At 65.8% G+C, this 17,438-nt stretch carries 14 protein-coding genes; 11 read left to right on the forward strand and 3 right to left on the reverse strand.

The window, feature by feature from the left end:
* Positions 1-161 precede the first annotated feature (161 nt).
* The 6 genes from BUC15_RS00580 (at position 162) to BUC15_RS00605 (ending at position 7,462) form a co-directional block, all read left to right on the forward strand.
* Positions 162-659, forward strand: a complete 498-nt coding sequence (locus BUC15_RS00580) for a hypothetical protein (protein WP_073185411.1) — start codon at positions 162-164, stop codon at positions 657-659.
* 279 nt (positions 660-938) lie between these two features.
* A complete protein-coding gene (locus tag BUC15_RS00585) occupies positions 939-2,681 on the forward strand; it encodes an acetolactate synthase large subunit (protein ID WP_073185413.1) in 1,743 nt (580 codons plus the stop codon).
* Entirely contained in the window at positions 2,678-3,181 is a 504-nt protein-coding gene (gene ilvN / locus BUC15_RS00590; RefSeq protein ID WP_073185415.1) for an acetolactate synthase small subunit, read from the forward strand. Before BUC15_RS00585 ends, ilvN begins: the two co-directional genes overlap by 4 nt.
* A gap of 24 nt (positions 3,182-3,205) precedes the next feature.
* A complete protein-coding gene (gene ilvC, locus BUC15_RS00595) occupies positions 3,206-4,231 on the forward strand; it encodes a ketol-acid reductoisomerase (RefSeq protein WP_073185417.1) in 1,026 nt (341 codons plus the stop codon).
* Positions 4,232-4,429: 198 nt separating this feature from the next.
* A complete protein-coding gene (locus tag BUC15_RS00600) occupies positions 4,430-6,409 on the forward strand; it encodes a PTS mannitol transporter subunit IICBA (protein WP_073185419.1) in 1,980 nt (659 codons plus the stop codon).
* A 6-nt stretch (positions 6,410-6,415) separates the two neighbouring features.
* Positions 6,416-7,462 (forward strand): zinc-dependent dehydrogenase, encoded by a 1,047-nt coding sequence (locus BUC15_RS00605; RefSeq protein ID WP_073185421.1) that lies wholly within the window; start codon positions 6,416-6,418, stop codon positions 7,460-7,462.
* Positions 7,463-7,529: 67 nt separating this feature from the next.
* Here the strand turns inward: BUC15_RS00605 and ptsP are convergent, their stop codons facing one another.
* Positions 7,530-9,194 (reverse strand): phosphoenolpyruvate--protein phosphotransferase, encoded by a 1,665-nt coding sequence (gene ptsP / locus BUC15_RS00610; RefSeq protein ID WP_073185423.1) that lies wholly within the window; start codon positions 9,192-9,194, stop codon positions 7,530-7,532.
* 108 nt (positions 9,195-9,302) lie between these two features.
* On the opposite strand from ptsP, the gene BUC15_RS00615 reads away from it, so the two are divergent.
* A complete protein-coding gene (locus tag BUC15_RS00615; protein WP_073185425.1) occupies positions 9,303-10,070 on the forward strand; it encodes a DeoR/GlpR family DNA-binding transcription regulator in 768 nt (255 codons plus the stop codon).
* Positions 10,071-10,089: 19 nt separating this feature from the next.
* Here the strand turns inward: BUC15_RS00615 and BUC15_RS00620 are convergent, their stop codons facing one another.
* Positions 10,090-12,570, reverse strand: coding sequence for a phosphoketolase family protein (locus tag BUC15_RS00620; RefSeq protein WP_073185428.1), 2,481 nt, complete (start codon positions 12,568-12,570; stop codon positions 10,090-10,092).
* A 161-nt stretch (positions 12,571-12,731) separates the two neighbouring features.
* Between BUC15_RS00620 and BUC15_RS00625 the strand changes: the two genes are divergently transcribed.
* The 4 genes from BUC15_RS00625 to mgtE all read left to right on the forward strand — a co-directional run bounded on the left by BUC15_RS00625 (position 12,732) and on the right by mgtE (position 17,066).
* Positions 12,732-14,204 carry a carboxylesterase/lipase family protein gene (locus BUC15_RS00625; protein ID WP_217652062.1) on the forward strand — a complete coding sequence of 491 codons (1,473 nt, stop codon included), beginning with the start codon at positions 12,732-12,734 and terminating at the stop codon, positions 14,202-14,204.
* Between the two features lie 270 nt (positions 14,205-14,474).
* On the forward strand, positions 14,475-15,458 hold the full coding sequence (locus BUC15_RS00630; RefSeq protein ID WP_073185432.1) for a 1-phosphofructokinase family hexose kinase: 984 nt from the start codon (positions 14,475-14,477) through the stop codon (positions 15,456-15,458).
* An 18-nt stretch (positions 15,459-15,476) separates the two neighbouring features.
* The gene (locus BUC15_RS00635; protein WP_073185435.1) at positions 15,477-15,743 is read left to right on the forward strand and encodes an HPr family phosphocarrier protein; all 267 of its coding nucleotides are present in this window, start codon (positions 15,477-15,479) and stop codon (positions 15,741-15,743) included.
* A 45-nt stretch (positions 15,744-15,788) separates the two neighbouring features.
* Positions 15,789-17,066: a magnesium transporter gene (gene mgtE, locus BUC15_RS00640; protein WP_073185437.1), complete on the forward strand. Its 1,278-nt coding sequence runs from the start codon at positions 15,789-15,791 to the stop codon at positions 17,064-17,066.
* A gap of 1 nt (position 17,067) precedes the next feature.
* Here the strand turns inward: mgtE and BUC15_RS00645 are convergent, their stop codons facing one another.
* Positions 17,068-17,418 (reverse strand): hypothetical protein, encoded by a 351-nt coding sequence (locus tag BUC15_RS00645; RefSeq protein ID WP_073185439.1) that lies wholly within the window; start codon positions 17,416-17,418, stop codon positions 17,068-17,070.
* Positions 17,419-17,438 lie beyond the last annotated feature (20 nt).

Genomic DNA, 17,438 nt, shown 5'->3' on the forward strand with positions numbered 1-17,438 from the left:
CACGTCAAACGCGCCGCCCACGCCACCTGGCCCCAGCCCGGCGACACCACAACCATCCACGTCCAACGCTGTTAACTGAACGGTATTGGGCCTAAGCCAGGTAGGTTTGGTCCTGTCGTCGGGTGTGGATGCGCCCGCAACTCAAGTGAAGGGACCGGCCCATGAAGGCCACCAAACTCGTCGGAGTCTTGTCAATCGTCGCCGGGATCGTCATGATCATCGCCGGCGCCCTCACCTGGGGGATGGTCACCACGCAACTCAAGGCTGAGAAGATCAGCGTCCCGGGCGACTCCCAGTTCATGAACGGCGCATTCCAGGGCAAGCCCGTCGGCGGCCCCCTCACGGCCTTCGCTCAGGCCGATGCCATCAACATGCACGCCATGTTGGCCTCGGACAACAAGACCTACGCCGAACTGGGTGCGCTCGCAACCGAAGCGAGGGAATCCGGGGACGACGCCTTGGCTGATGAGTACACCGCTACCCGCGCCACGGTCATGAACGCCTCCTTCCTCCGCGCCTCGCTGTTCAGCTCGGTCATCGCCTACGGCGTCGCCGCGCTCGTGATCGGGCTCGGCCTGATCATCGGCCTGATCGGCTGGGCGCTGACCACCGTCCGCACCGTGCCGGTCGAGGTCGTCAAGGCGGACGTGGTTGCCTGACCAGAGGCTGAGCGGTTGAGCCCACAGCACAAGCGGAGGGCCGGGATCAGCAAAGATCCCGGCCCTCCGTCTTATATTCCGGACGCGTAACACGCAACCCTTGACAGCTTGGATGCCAGCGACCAAGGTGGACTCATGCCCATCAGCTGGCTCGTACTTATCTCATAGCGCTTCGCGGCAGTAAAGCTCCGAAGCGCTCCCTCGTGTGCCCCATCGGGCGGCGGGGGTTTTTTCTTGGGTACAACCGATGCAGCCAGCCGATATGTGAAGGGAGAGGCTATGGCAGACACCGATGGTCAGGTCATGACGGGGGCGCAGGCGCTCGTCGAGTCCCTCGAACGAATGGGCGTCGATGTAGCATTCGGGATTCCGGGCGGCGCGATCCTGCCCGCATACGACCCGCTGTACGACTCGAAGATCCGCCACATCCTGGTTCGCCACGAACAGGGCGCCGGACACGCCGCCGAGGGATACGCAATGACCTCCGGGCGGGTCGGGGTGTGCATCGCGACCTCCGGGCCCGGCGCAACAAACCTCGTCACGCCCATCGCGAACGCCTACATGGATTCGACGCCGATCGTCGCCATCACCGGTCAGGTCAACAGTGCCGCGATCGGGACCGACGCGTTCCAGGAGGCCGACATCCGCGGCATCACGATGCCGATCACCAAGCACTCCTTCCTCATCAAGAACGTCGAGGCGATCCCCTTGGCGATCAAGGAGGCGTTCCACATCGCCGCCACCGGTCGCCCCGGACCGGTGCTGGTCGACATCGCGAAGGACGCGATGGTGGCGAAGGCCCCGTTCGTCTGGCCGGGGGAACTCGACCTGCCTGGATATCGGCCGACCATCCGGCCACACGCCCGCCAGATCCGGGGGGCGGCCAGGATGATCGCGGAATCGAGGCGCCCCGTCCTCTACGTCGGTGGCGGCGTCGCCTTGGCCCACGCGCAACGCGAACTCGCGGAGTTCGTGGAGAAGACCCGCATCCCGGTCGTCACCACACTTATGGCGCGCGGGGTGTTCCCCGACAGCCACGAACTGCACATGGGTATGCCAGGCATGCACGGCACCGTCGCGGCGGTGGGTGCGCTCCAGAAGTCCGACCTGCTGATTGCGCTCGGCACCCGCTTCGACGACCGGGTCACCGGCAGGCTCGACAGCTTCGCGCCGGATGCGAAGGTGATCCACGCCGATGTCGACCCCGCCGAGATCGGTAAGAACAAGGCCGTCGACGTCCCCATCGTCGGAGATGTCAGGCTCACCCTTGAGGCACTCAACGAGGCGATCGAGGCCTACGAGCCTCCCGATGCGGCCGCCTGGCGCAGGCAGCTCACCGCTATGAAGGCACGCTATCAACCGCGCTGGGACGAGGCGCCGGACGGTCGGCTTTCCCCGCAGGAGGTCATCCAGCGGATCGGGCAGCTCAGCCCGCCAGACACGATCTACGCCTCCGGCGTGGGTCAGCACCAGATGTGGGCCGCGCACTTCCTACCGCACGAACAACCGGGGAGATGGGTCAACTCCGGCGGGGCCGGCACCATGGGCTTCTGTGTCCCGGCGGCCATGGGCGCGAAGGTCGCGAACCCGGACACCACGGTGTGGGGGATCGACGGCGACGGCTGCTTCCAGATGACCAATCAGGAACTGGTCACCTGCGCACTCAACAACATCCCCGTCAAGATTGCCGTGATCAACAACAACGCGCTCGGCATGGTGCGGCAGTGGCAGTCGCTCTTCTACGACGGCCGCTACTCCAACACGGACCTGATGACGGAGTCGTTGCCGAACTTCCCGCTCCTGGCCGAAGCCATGGGGTGTGTCGGGCTGCGGGCAACCAACGAAGAGGAGATGGACGAAGCCATCAAGCGGGCACTCGAGATCGACGACCGTCCGGTTGTCGTCGAGTTCGTGGTCCACAAGGACGCGATGGTGTGGCCGATGGTCCCGGCCGGTGTCAGCAACGATGAGATCCGCGTCGCCCGCGACATGGCGCCCGAGTGGGAAGAGGAAGTGCTGTGAAGTACCACACCCTGTCGATCCTGGTTTCCAACAAGCCGGGTGTCCTGACCCGGATCGCCGCGCTGTTCTCGCGGCGTGGGTTCAACATCCAGTCGCTCGCGGTCGGCCCGACCGAACGCGAGGAGATTTCACGGATGACGGTCGTCGCGCAGGTACACGACGACGCGACCCTTGAGCAGATCGTCAAGCAGTTGAACAAGCTCATCGAAGTGCGCAAGGTGCTCGAACTCGGCAGCAACTCGGTGAGGCGCGAGATGGTCCTGGTCAAGGTGCGCGCCGACGTGCATTCCCGCAGCCAGGTCATCGATGTCGTGTCGCTGTTCCGAGGCAAGGCCGTCGACGTTTCGGCGGAGACCATCACCGTCGAGGCAACCGGAAGCGATGAGAAACTCGCCGCGCTGCTGGAGATGTTGCAGCCGCACGGCATCATCGAACTGGTCCAGTCGGGTCAGGTCGCGCTGGGGCGCGGCACCAAGACCCTCACCGAAAAAGCTAGATAGAAACCGAACAAGGAGATACCCCCAATGGCAGAAATGTTCTACGACGCCGACGCTGACCTGTCCATCATCCAGGGTCGCACGGTCGCAGTGATCGGCTACGGCTCGCAGGGCCACGCGCACGCGCTGAACCTGCGTGATTCCGGTGTCGATGTGCGGATCGGCCTGCGCCCAGGCTCGAAGTCGGCCGCCAAGGCCGAAGCTGAAGGCCTGCGTGTCCTCCCCGTGGCCGAGGCCGTCGAGGAGGCCGACCTGATCATGGTGCTGGCACCGGATCAGGCACAGCGCAAGCTCTACAAGGAGGACATCGAGCCGCACCTGGCCAAGGGCGACGCGCTGTTCTTCGCTCACGGCTTCAACATCCGCTACGGCTACATCCAGGCCCCCGAGGGCGTCGACGTCTGCATGGTCGCACCCAAGGGCCCGGGCCACCTGGTGCGCCGCGAATACATCGATGGTCGAGGCGTGCCTGCGATCGTGGCGGTTGAGGTTGACGCTTCGGGCAGCGCCTGGGCGCTTGCCCTCTCCTACGCCAAGGGGATCGGGGCCCTGCGCGCGGGCGGCATCAAGACCACCTTCACCGAGGAGACCGAGACCGACCTGTTCGGTGAGCAGGCCGTCCTCTGCGGTGGCGCCTCGGCACTCATCCAGGCGGGGTTCGAGACTCTGGTCGAGGCCGGCTACCAGCCGGAGGTCGCCTACTTCGAGTGCCTGCACGAGTTGAAGCTCATCGTCGACCTGATGTACGAAGGTGGCATCGCGAAGCAGCGTTGGAGCATCTCCGACACCGCAGAGTTTGGCGACTACGTCTCCGGCCCGCGGGTCATCGATGCGCAGGTGAAGGCGAACATGAAGGCGGTGCTGAACGACATCCAGGACGGCACTTTCGCTCAGCGCTTCATTGACGACCAGGACGCCGGGGCGCCCGAGTTCAAGGAACTGCGTGCCAAGGGCGAGGCCCACCCGATCGAGGCTACCGGGCGCGAGCTGCGGAAGCTGATGAGCTGGGTTAAGAGCAATGACGACTACACCGAGGGCACAGCCGCCCGCTGACCATCGGCAGAGGCCCGCGACGCACCGCGTCGCGGGCCTCTTGCATGTCCAGATATCTCAAAAACCACACAGGGCAACAAAAACACATGGAAACAGGGTTGACATTGTTTCTGATTGGGGTGATGATTGAGGTGTGGGCGGAGGAGCCCACCGGCTCAGCGCAGAGGAGCGGTGAGCGGACCTAGACGGAGGGCGCAAATGACTCTTCCAGACGCAAGCGTCAACAAGAACCTAGAAGGGCCCGGTCTGCGGGCCAGTATCCAGCGCTTCGGCGGCAAGCTGGCCGGCATGATCATGCCCAATATCGGTGCGTTCATCGCCTGGGGCTTGATCACCGCGATGTTCATTGAGGTTGGCTGGTTCCCGAACGCGACCCTCGCGGGCCTCGTCGGACCGATGCTCTACTTCCTTCTGCCGCTGCTGATCGGCTACACGGGTGGCCGGATGGTGCATGCGACCCGTGGCGCGGTGATCGGCGCGGTCGCCACCTTCGGCGTGATCATGGGCGGCATCACCGACTTCGCCACGCTGAGCGGCGCACCCATGCTGCTCGGTGCAATGATCATGGGGCCGCTGGCCGCATACCTGCTGAAGAAGTTCGACACGGCGATCGAGGGCAGGGTCAAGGCCGGCTTCGAGATGGTCATCGACAACTTCTCGCTCGGCATCCTCGGCCTGATCCTCGCGGTGCTCGGCACCCTCGGTGTCGGTCCGATCATGACGGCGCTGATGGCCGTCCTTTCGGGCGGCGTCGGCTGGCTGGTCGACATGGGTCTGCTGCCGCTTGCCTCGATCTTCGTCGAGCCGGCCAAGGTGTTGTTCCTGAACAACGCCATCAACCACGGCATCTTCACCCCGCTCGCTGCGCTCGACGTGCAGGAGGCTGGGAAGTCGATCCTGTTCATGGTCGAGTCGAACCCCGGCTCCGGCCTCGGCCTTCTCGTCGCCTTCATGCTGTTCGGGCCCAAGTCGATGCGCCCGGCTACTGGCGGCGCCGTCGTCATCCACTTCTTTGGTGGCATCCACGAGATCTACTTCCCCTACATCCTGATGCGCCCCGTCCTGATCCTCGCCACGATCGCGGGTTCGGTCTCAGGCCTGTTCGTCGGAACCGCGCTCGGGGCCGGCCTCGTCGGCCCGGCCTCGCCCGGATCGATCATGGCCTACTTCCTGGTGACCCCTCCCGGCGGGCACCTGGCGATGCTTGCCACGGTCTTCACCGCCGCAGGCGTGTCCTTCATCGTGGCCGCCGCGCTGTTGAAGTTCGGCAGGGGCTCCGACGACACGGCCGAAATCGCGGCGGCCGCCGCGGCATCCGCGTCGGGGCAGCCCGGCGGTGGCAGTTCGATCGCCGGTGGTGCGATCCGCAAGATCGTAATCGCTTGCGATGCCGGTATGGGCTCATCCGTGATGGTCGCGGGCCAACTCAAGAAGAAGCTCGCCCCGTTCGGGGTCGAGGTGATCCACACCCCGGTCGATGAGATTCCGGCAGACACCACCGTCGTGCTCACCCAGGACGGGCTGGCCGGTCGCGCCGCCAAGCGGGTTCCGGACGCACTGATCGTGCCGTTCAAGTCCTATCTGGGCGACCCGGCCTTTGATCGGGTGGAACAGGCGATCCGTGAAGGACGTGAGCTGACGGCCACCGGTTTGGGGGAGCCGACCGCCAGCAGCGCAACAGCCACTCCAGAGGCGACCCCGGCCCCAGCGCCGAGGAAGCGACGCGCCAAGCGGCTCGAAGCCGGGGTGCTGCCACGTGAGAACGTCAGGCTCGGTCTCAAGGCCGTCAACAAGGACGACGCCATCCGGCAGGCCGGGCAGGTGCTCGTAGAGGCGGGGGCCGCCGAACCGGGCTACATTGAGGGCATGCTCGCCCGCGAGTTGCAGACCACGACCTACCTGGGGCAGGGGGTCTCGATCCCGCACGGCACCAACGAGGCGAGGCAGTTCATCTCGAAGGCGGCCCTCGGGTTCCTGCAATTCCCAGACGGCATTGACTGGGACGGTGAGACCGTCCACGTGGTCATCCCGATCGCATCCAACAGCAACGAGCACGTCGGCATCCTGTCGGCGCTCGCCACAACTCTTTCCGACAGCTCGAAATCTGAGCGCCTCCGCGTCGCATCCAGCGCCGATGAGGTACTCGCACTACTTATCCCAGAACAACAGGAGGACTGATCAATCATGTTGGCGCTTCGCTACCACGCACCCGGCGATGTCCGGATCGAAGACGTACCCGAACCGGTCTGTGGAGACGGTGAGGTGAAACTCCGCGTCCGCAACTGCTCCACTTGCGGCACCGACGTCAAAATCCGTGCGAACGGACACGTGAACATCACCCGGGTGACCACAATGGGCCACGAGATCGCGGGCGAGGTCGTCGAGGTCGGCGCCTCGGTCGGTGGAAAGTTCTCAGTGGGGGACCGCGTACAGGTGATCGCGGCGATCCCCTGCGGTGACTGCCACGAATGCCGCAAAGGCTGGATGGAGGTGTGCCAGAACCAGCTTTCGATGGGATACCAGTTCGACGGCGGGTTCGCCGAGTACATGATCGTCCCGGAAGAGGTCCTCCGGGTCGACGGGCTGAACCAGATTCCCGATGGCGTCGGGTTCGCCGAAGCGTCGGCAGCCGAGCCGTTGGCCTGCGCCATCAACGCGCAGGAGCAACTCGGCATCGAGAAGGGCGACTTCGTCGTGGTCTTCGGCGCCGGCCCCATCGGCTGCATGCACATCCGGGTGGTACGTGGCCTCTACGAGGCCGGGACGGTCGTGCTCGTCGACATCAACGCTGAGCGGCTAGAGATGTCGGCCAATGCGGTACACCCGGACATCGTCATCGATTCGTCGAAGGTGGACGTGGTCGAGGAGATTCTGCGGCTCACCGAAGGGCGCGGCGCCGATGTGGTGATCACGGCCACCCCGGCCAACGTCGTGCAGGAGCAGGCGGTGGCCATGACCGCCCGCAACGGGCGCATCTCGTTCTTCGGAGGGCTCCCGAAGACCAATCCAACCATCACCCTTGACAGCAACCTGGTGCACTACCGTCAACTCCACATCCACGGGGCGAACGGTTCCGCGCCGGAGCATCACCGTCGGGCGCTTGAGTACATTGCGACCGGCAAGATCCCGGTGTCGGACCTCATCACGCAGAGGTTGCCACTCAGCCGTGCAGCCGAGGCTCTTGACATCGTGGCGGCCGGCGAGGCCATCAAGGTGACGATCGAACCCTGACCCTCAGGACAGAGATGAGACTGGCCGGACACCCTCGGGGTGCCCGGCCAGTCTCATCTGTTCAGGTTCAGGACAGCAGCGTGCGCGCTAGCTCCTTCGCATCGCGCGAGTTGCGGGCCTCGACGATCTTCTGGGCCGCCTCGCGACACTGCTCCATCGTCACCTTGCCGAGTTGGACGCCCACCGCGGGGATCGCCCCGGTCGCCATCGACAGCGATGTGATGCCGAGCCCGATCAGCACGCAGGCCAGCAGGGGATCAGCCGCGGCCTCACCGCAGACGCCGACCGGTTTGCCTGCCCTGGTGCCGGCGTCGCCCGCCATCTTGATCAGCCGGAGCACTGCGGGCTGCCAAGGATCGGTCAGCGTGGCCAGCTTGCTGGACATCCGGTCGGCGGCCATCGTGTACTGCGTCAGATCGTTGGTGCCGATTGAGAAGAAGTCGACCTCTGCCAGGAACTGGTCGGCGAGCAGCGCGGCGGCAGGAACCTCGATCATGATCCCAGGCTTCAGGTTGCGTTCGCGGCACTTGCCAGCGAATTCGAAGGCCTCGTCGACGGTGGCGATCATCGGTGCCATCACCCACGGGTCTTCGACCCCGTTGTCCTCGGCGGCCTGGGCGATCGCGTCCAGCTGACGGTCCACGATGCCTGGGTTGGTCCAGCCGAGTCGGATGCCCCTGACGCCGAGCGCAGGGTTCTCCTCCTCCTCGTGGTTTGCGAACGGCACTGGCTTGTCAGAGCCTGCATCGAGCGTCCGCACGACCACCTTGGAATCGGGGAACGCGGCGAAAACCTCACCGTAGATGCCAGCCTGTTCGGCGACGCTCGGTTCGGTCTTGGCGGTCAGGAAACAGAGTTCGGTACGGAACAGACCGACCCCCTCTGCAGGGCTGGCGGAGGCCTTGCGCGCGGCCGCGCCGTCCTGCACGTTGGCCAGCACCTGCACGTGGGTGCCATCCGCGGTCGCGGCTGGGCCGCTCCACGAACGAACTTCTGCCCGAAGCGCCTCATCCTCGGCGACCAGCCGCTGGGCCTCCTCAGGGTCTGGGGAGACGGTGAGGATTCCGCTCGTGCCATCCACTAGGAGCATCGCTCCCTCCTGGACCGTGTCGAGGGTGGCTGCGGCCACCACGCAGGGAATCCCGAGCTGTCGGGCGATGATCGCGGTGTGGCTGGTCGGCCCGCCGAGCCTGGTTACCAGCGCGCGCACGAACGTCGGGTCGAGGCTGGCGGTGTCGGCTGGGGCCAGATCCTCCGCGCAGAGGATCACCTCGCTGGTCTGCTGTGGGACCCCCGGTTCGGGCAGACCCAGGAGTTCCGCGATCACGCGGTTGCGGATGTCGCGCAGGTCGGTGGTGCGCTCGGCCATTACTCCGCCGAGCTTCTCGAACTGGGCGATGAAGCCGTCGATAGCGTCGGTCGTGGCGACCTCTGCCGTGCTTCCGGCATTGATCGCCTTGGTCGCGGTGCGCAGCCAACCACGATCACGGGCCAAGGCAGCCGTCGCCCCGAGAACCTCGGTGGCAACACCGGTGGCGGCGCTTGCCCGTTGGGTGAATCGCTCTGCCACCGTCTCGGCCGCAGCCTTGAAACGGGCGACTTCCGCGGGTCGGTCGTCTTCGGCGACGCTTCCCCGTGAGGTCGGCAGCACCGGGGCGGGCCTGGTCCACGCGACCGGTGCGTAGGCGAATCCCGAAACCACTCCGGTACCGCGCAACTTGACTGATTCCATGGCATCCTCCACGGGGCTGGGGTTTGGTCTATATTCCCCACTGAACCTACCAAGTCCACGTCGGTCTTGTTTGGAATGTGTAGCTAGCAAGCTCAAGGAGTGATTCGCGTGTACGCCGAGGAACGTCAGCACGAGATTCTTGCCCTGGCGAGGAGCTTCGGGCGGGTTTCCGTGACCGAACTCGCCAGCCGCTACGGGGTGACGCCGGAGACGATCCGCCGCGACCTTGATGCCTTGGCTGCGCGTGACCTGCTCAGCAGAGTGCACGGCGGCGCGGTGCCCCAGGAGAAACTCCTGCTGAAGGAAGCGTCACTGCGTGACCGCCAGACGACCTCGCCGGATGAGAAGTTGGCGATCGCCAGACACGCGGCCAACCTGCTGCCCGAGCGCGACGGGTTGACCGTGCTCCTTGACGCGGGAACCACGACGGGTCGCCTGTGCGCGGTCCTCCCCTCGCGGGTGTCGATGGTGGTGACGAACTCGGTGCCGATCGCCGGCGAGCTCGCCGACCGGGGCGAAGTGGAGGTCCTGTTGCTCGGGGGGCAGGTGCGGGGGCTCACGCAGGCGACGGTCGGCGTCGACGCGCACACGGCCCTTTCGCGCCTGCGGGTCGACGTTGCGTTCGTGGGCGCCAACGGGTTCTCGGTCGACCACGGTTTCTCGACGCCGGACCCGTCGGAGGCGATCATCAAGCGTGCGATGGTCGCGGCCGCACGTCAGGTCTACGTACTGGCAGACGCCAGCAAGTTCGGTGTCGACTACCTGGTCCAGTTCGCCGGGTTCGGTGACGTCGATGCCCTGGTCACCGACTCGCGGATAGAAGAGGCATCACTGACTGCGCTTCAGGCCGCCGACCTGACGGTCGAGGTGGCCTGAAGCGCGGTGTTGCTCTCGGCTATTCGTTGTCCCCACCGGTGACCACGGTCGCCGCCTCGGCCTGACCCTCTGAAGCGGCGTTTCCGGCGTCGGGCCAGACCCAGTCTCGAACCTCGGGGATGTCGTCGCCGTGGGCTCGGGCATAGGTGCGGGCGTCCAGCCGAGCGTCAACCATCTCCTGCCGCAGCCCCGCGTAGCGCACGCCCAGGCTGGGGACTCGGTCGATGACATCGATCACCAGGTGGAACCGGTCCAGATCGTTGAGCATCACCATGTCGAATGGCGTCGTGGTGGTGCCCTCCTCCTTGTAGCCACGCACGTGCAGGTTCGCGTGCCCGTTGCGGCGGTAGGTGAGCCTGTGGATCAGCCATGGGTAGCCGTGGTAGGCGAAAACGATCGGCTTGTCAGTGGTGAAGAAGGTGTCAAAATCGCGGTGTGACAGGCCGTGCGGGTGCTCGTCCACGTCCTGCAGGCGCATCAGGTCCACGACGTTGACCACGCGCACCTTGAGGTCGGGGATTCGTCGTCGGAGGATGTCGGCGGCCGCCAGCACTTCGATCGTGGGGATGTCGCCGGCGCAGCCGAGGACGACGTCGGGCTCGGTGCCTTCGACCTCGGTGCCGGCCCAGTCCCAGATTCCGAGGCCACGGGTGCAGTGCTTCACTGCCTCATCCATCGAGAGCCAGTTCGGGTTCGGCTGCTTGCCTGCGACCACCACGTTTACGTACTGCGTGCTGCGCAGGCAGTGGTCGAAGGTCGAGAGCAGCGTGTTCGCATCCGGCGGGAGGTAGACGCGCACGACGTCGGCCTTCTTGTTGACGACGTGGTCGATGAATCCTGGGTCCTGGTGTGAGAAGCCGTTGTGATCCTGGCGCCACACATGGGAGCTGAGCAGATAGTTGAGGCTAGAGATGGGGCGGCGCCATTCGAGGTGGTTGGTCACCTTCAGCCATTTGGCGTGCTGGTTGACCATCGAGTCGACGATGTGGATAAAGGCCTCGTAGGACGACATCAGGCCGTGACGGCCCGTCAATAGGTAGCCCTCAAGCCAGCCCTGGCACTGGTGTTCGCTCAGCATCTCGACGACCTGGCCGACACGGCCGAGGTACTGGTCGACCTCGGGAGATTCGTAGTCGGCGACCCACTGCTTGTCTGTGACCTCGTAGAGCGACTGGAGCCGGTTGGAGGCGGTCTCATCGGGGCCGAAGACGCGGAAGTTGTCGCGGTTGTGTGCGGCGACGTCGCGCAGCCAGTTGCCGAGCACGCGGGTCGCCTCGTTCAAGCTGCCGCCAGGGGTTGGGACGTCGACCGCGTAGTCGCGGAAATCGGGCAGCCTGAGATCCCGGCGGATGATCCCGCCGTTGGCTTCAGGCCTTTCGCCGAGCCTCAAGCCGATGGGAGGGGTGGTTGCCTCGATCTGGGGCCCGGGTGCCCCGTCCTCGTCGAAGAGTTGGTCAGGTTCATAGGATCCCAACCAGGCGGCGAGGTCGGCCAGGTGGGCGTCGGTGTCGCGGGCACTGGCCAGCGGGACCTGGTGGCTGCGCCAACTGCCCTCGGTCTTGCGGCCATCGATCTCCTTCGGGCCGGTCCAGCCTTTCGGGGTGCGAAGGACGATCATCGGCCAGGCCGGACGCACGGCGTCGGCGGCGCCTTGCGTTGCTGCGACCCGGCGGATCTCGGCGATCTCGTCCATCACCTGGTCGAGCAGTTCCGCGAATCGGCGGTGGTAGGACGTGGGGTCTTCCTCGTCGAAGCCCGCGGTGAAAACGTGCGGGTTGTGCCCGTAGCCCTTCATCAGGTCGACGAGTTCGGCTTCCGGGATTCTCGCCAGCACCGTCGGGTTGGCGATCTTGAACCCATTGAGGTGCAGGACGGGCAGCACCACACCGTCGGTGACGGGGTTGAGGAACTTGTTCGAGTGCCAGGACGTGGCCAGTGGCCCGGTTTCCGACTCACCGTCGCCGACCACCGCGAACACCAGTAGGTCGGGGTTGTCGAACGCGGCCCCGTAGGCATGCGAGAGCGCGTAGCCGAGTTCGCCACCCTCATGGATCGAGCCGGGGACCTCCGGCGCGACATGTGACGGGATGCCCCCCGGGAACGAGAACTGTTTGAACAGCTTCTTCATCCCGCCCTCGTCTCGGGTGACCGCCGGGTAGATGTCGCTCCAGGTGCCGTCGAGGTAGCTGTTGGCGACCATGCCCGGGCCACCGTGACCCGGGCCGGTGATGTAGAGCGTCGGGCGTCGTCGTTCGGCGATGACCCGGTTCAGGTGTGCGTAGAGGAAGTTGAGCCCCGGCGTGGTGCCCCAGTGGCCCAAGAGACGGGGCTTTACGTCGTCGCGAGTGAGAGGGCGTCGCATGAGGGGGTTGTCGAGCAGGTAGATCTGCCCGACGGAGAGGTAGTTGGCGGCGCGCCATCGCGAGTGGATGCGTCCCAGGTCGGTATCGGTGAGTTCGGCCGCGCCACACTGGGCGCGCGTCTGCCAAGGCTGGTTCATTCTCAACTCCTTCGTTGCTTCCATCAAACACCAGTCGACCAAGCTTGTGGCTCGATCGGCCCTGTGATCGCTGTTGGATGCGGCATGATCAAGCGTACGGACTGGTGACGTCGAATCTTGACTGAGAGCCGTCGGGTCCGGTTCTGGAAGGGAGAATGTCAGTGGCGCTTCAGCCTGTCGACACCATCGAGGTAGACACCTGTGAGGGTCGCGTCCGAGGCTTCTGGCGTGACACACCCGGTGCGGTCGCCCGATCCGCTGCATTCCTGGGCATTCCGTTCGCGCAGGCTCCGGTCGGGTCGCTCCGGTTCTCTGCCCCGGCCCCGATGGAGCCTTGGGTGGGGGTACGCGACGCGTTGGCGTACGGTGCGACGGCGCAGCGCGGCGACCCGGGGGTGACGCTGATCCCGGAGCCATCGGTGCCCGGCGAATCGACCCTGAATGTCAACGTGTTCACCCCGGATCCGTCCCACCGCACGGATTCAATGCCTGTGCTCGTCTGGATCCACGGCGGCGGATTCATTTCCGGTTCGCCTGCCAGCCCGTGGTACGACGGCCGCGCATTCAACCGGGACTCGGTCGTCGTGGTTTCGCTGGGCTACCGGCTCGGCTTTGAAGGTTTCGGGGCCATCCAAGGCGCAACATCCAACCGTGGTGTCCGGGACTGGATCGCCGGCCTCGAGTGGGTGCAGCGCAACATTGCGGCATTCGGGGGCGACCCGTCCCGCGTCACGATTGCGGGCCAGTCCGCCGGGGGTGGTGCGGTGCTGACCCTGCTCGGGATGGAGCACGTGCAGCACCTGTTCCATTCGGTGTACTGCGCCTCGGGTGCCATCGCCGATGTGACGTCGGAGCGCGGGGCCGAGGCGGCGGGGAAGTTGGCGAAGGCAGTAGGTGTCGAGGCGACAGTCGAGGGGTTCTCCAACGTGGAGGAGGAGAGCCTGCTCGCTGCGCAGGGAGAGGCCTTCAAGTTGGGCGCGTCGGATCTCACCGCCGGGTTGCCTTTCGGGCCGCTGATCGACGGCGAGTTGATCGTGCGGCCGACACCTGAGTCGCTTCGCATGGGCGTCGGGTCGGACAAGCCACTCGTCCTGGGGGCGACCGACGACGAGTTTTCGATGATCGTGCAAGGTAAAGAGAAGTTCCTGCGCTGGCTGCCGCTGGCGCTGTTGTTGCGCCCGTTCAAGCTACCGGCTGAGGTGCGTCGAGCCTATCTCCGGGCGAATCCGGAGGTGGCCGCCTGTGGGCATGGTGCGGTGCTCGGCAGGTTCATCACGGACAACATGTTTCGAACCGTCGTCGTCCGGGTCGCCCGGGCGCGCGGCGAGGCGCCGACGTGGGTGTACCGGGTCGCATTCAAATCGAAAGCGCACGGGTCGGCCGTGCATTGCATAGATGTGCCGTTCCTCTTCGACTGCCTGGACGGGCCGCTCGTTGAACGGTTGACAGGAGAGAACCCGCCCCAGGAGTTGGCCGACGCGATCCACGGTGCCGCTGTCGCGTTCATGCGTGACGGCGATCCCGGATGGACGCCGTGGTCCAGCGAGCCGGACACGGACGCGGTGTTCGGTGGGGCGGAGGCGACCATGGAGGTAGAGCGGGGCGGATATGGGGGAGCGCTGCCGCTGGTCTGAACCCCGCCCGGAGGTTCGAGCCCCGTGCCGGACCAGGGTGCCTGCGACAAGAGGGGCCCGTGGCTGGTCAGTGGTCGATCTTCGTGCGCAGACGGGTCAGAATGGGCCAGTGGTCGATTTTCGGAGGCTGGCTGCGGCTTGTGTTGGGGGAAGGTGGCCGGTCTCGCCTCCGGCCCCATGTGTGTTTAGTTGTGTTCGTGTTGGAATGGCTTGCTTTCTCTGGCGATTGTGCAGTACGGTTGTTCCACCGTCCGAAGCTGGAGGCATCAAATGACTGACGAAGTTGTCACCCTCACTGCCAATCCGAGTGTCGACCGAACCATTGTCCTGCTCGACACCTTGGCCCGCGGGCAAGTGCAGCGCACTCCCTACGTCACCGAACAGGCCGGAGGGAAGGGCCTCAACGTGGCCCGGGTCCTGGCGTCCGCGGGGCGCAGCGTTGTGGCCGTAGCTCCCGCAGTGGATGCCGTTTACCGTGCGCTTGCTGCCGAGCCGCCGTCAGGGAACCTTGTCGCCGCCGTCCTCCCCGAGGGGCGACGGGTGAGGATCAACACGGCCATCACGGAACCAGACGGCACCACCACCAAGATCAACGAGGCCGGCAACGAGCTGGGGGCCGTGGATCGCGAAGCGACCGCCGAACTCCTGGCCGAAAGGGCCGCTGGGGCAAGTTGGGTTGTGCTCAGCGGGTCGCTCCCACCCGGCGCACCCGTCGACTGGTATCCGCAACTGGCGAAGGGAATCGACTGCAAGGTCGCGGTCGACACCTCGGGCCCCTACCTGCAGGCCGTTGTCGATGCCTTGCCTCAGGTCAAGATCGATCTGCTGAAGCCCAACTCCGACGAATTGGCCGAACTGACCAGTGGAGACGCCGCAGCCTTCGAGGAAGCCGCGGCTCAGGGAGACGTCGGAGACATCGCGACTGCGGCACGCCGCCTCGTCGAAGCAGGTGTCGCGAACGTGATGGTCACCCTGGGTGGCTCCGGCGCGGTGTTGGTCAACGCCGACGGCGCCTGGTTCGCTCACGCTCCCGAGATCGCCGTGCGTAGCACAGTGGGGGCCGGGGACTCGTCGGTCGCCGGGTTCATCCTGGCAGACCTGCGCGGCGAAGGGCCCGAAGGCTGCCTCGCAACTGCGGTGGCGTACGGTTCCGCCGCAGCGGCGCTGCCGAGCACTACACTTCCGACAGGGGCTGATGCACAGCCGCTGCTTCCCAAAGTTGTCGCCGTGGGACGAACCACGGTGAAGCAGTAGAGAATCACAGGAGAGATTATGGCAAGCAAGACAGTCATCGTCGGATCAACCGTTGGGCTCCACGCCCGTCCCGCCGCGCTGGTTGCCCAGGCAGCTGCAGAGTTCGACGACGACATCACGTTGCGGCTGTCCGACGCGGATGCCGACGACGCGGTGGACGCGGGCTCCAGCATGATGATCATGTCGCTCGGCGCCGCCGCTGGCGACGAGATCGTGGTCGAGTCCGACAATGCGGAAGCCGTTGAGAAGCTGGCAGCGCTGATCGAGCAGAACCTCGACGCCTGATCCGAGACCTCTTGGCGGATAGAGTTGCCGTCGGGAGGTGGCGACATGAGCGGGCAGACGTACGAAGAGGCGCATGAGATCGCCGACCGTATCGCCCGACTCGACGATGTTTCGGCGGCGCTGGAGTATCGCAGCCTGCCGAAGGGCTTGGGCCTCGAGGTGTTCGAGGAACTCAACGCCTTCGACCAGCAGCGTCTACTTTCGGGCATGCGGGACGACGCCTACCGGCAGACCCTGGAGGCGATGGATCCCGACGATCGTTCGCGTCTGCTGCAGGAGGCCCCAGCCGTCGTCGTCAAGCGGGCGCTCGCGGGCCTGAGTCACCACGAGCGCACGATGACGGCGCAGCTGCTCGGCTACCCGAAAGGGTCGGTCGGCCGCTACATGTCGCCGGAGGTCGTCACACTCCGCGAGGGCCTGGCTGTAGGCGAGGCGCTGGAGATCGTCCGCGCCAAGGGAGCGAGGGCCGACAACGTCTATACTCTCGCGGTCGTCAACGACTCCCGTTGCCTAGTTGGACCGGTGGCTCTCAGCGACCTGGTGCTCTCTGAGCCGGGCCGGGCTCTGGCTTCGGTCGTCGACGGCGACGCCATCACACTCGTCGCCACCGATGAGGCGGAGGGGGCCGCCCGACTCATCCAGGAGACCAACGAACCCAACCTACTCGTCGTCGACAGCGAACACCGGCTCGTAGGGCTGCTTTCCTATGACGATGCAATGGAGGTCCTCGAGGAGGCCGACTCGGAAGACGCCGCCAGGCAGTCCGGCGCGGAGCCTTGGGAGGGCCACTACACCTCGGTCGGTGTGTTCCGCCTCGCCAGGTATCGGGCGCTCTGGCTCAGCTTGCTGCTCGTCGCCGCGACGTTGACCGTGTCGGTAACTCAGGCGTTCGAGGCGACCCTCGCCGAGGTCGCCGCCCTGGCGCTGTTCATCCCCATGCTGATCGGCGCAGGGGGCAACGCCGGTGCCCAAGCCGCAACGGCGTCAGTGCGTGCCCTCGCCGTCGGTGAGTTGAAGTTCTCGGACCTGGGGCGGGTCGTGTGGCGCGAGGTCAGGGTCGGGCTGCTGCTCGGGCTGATGCTCGCCCTATTGGGATTCCTCGTCGGCGCCGCGTTCGTGGGGTGGCAGATCGCCACGGTGCTGGCGTGCAGCCTGATCCTGGTGTGCGCTTGGGCGGCGACCATCGGGGGCGCGATGCCGTTGATTGCGCGGCGCCTGGGGATCGACCCGGCTGTGGTGTCCGCTCCGCTGGTGACGACGCTGGTGGATGCGACCGGACTGGTGATCTATTTCCTGATGGCGAGGCTCATCCTTGGGCTCTGACTCAAGCGCCTGAGGTGTCGACGGGCGGGAAGTCGGTCATGACGAGGCCAGGTCTGGGCGCACCCTCGAGGTAGGCGGGGCGGTCATCCACGACGTGCAGGAGTGCGAGCAGGTCGGCAGTGCCTCCTTGCAGCACATGGCATGAGGCACCCCTTGGGGCGGTGCCGTCGTCGCCGACCAACTCGATGGACGGGCAGGTTCCACAGCCGCAACGGTCACCGGCGAACGCCGAATCGAGGAAATTCAACCAGCGCAGCCGCTGCGCAACGCTCGGCGGAGCCGTATCCGTGGTGCCGTGGCCGATTAGATGTCGGGCCCAGGCCTCCTCGTTCGGTGAGAGTGGGCGCTTCATTCCGGCAGGCTACCGAGTGG

The sequence above is a fragment of the Tessaracoccus bendigoensis DSM 12906 genome, from assembly GCF_900141915.1.
Taxonomy (GTDB): domain Bacteria; phylum Actinomycetota; class Actinomycetes; order Propionibacteriales; family Propionibacteriaceae; genus Arachnia; species Arachnia bendigoensis.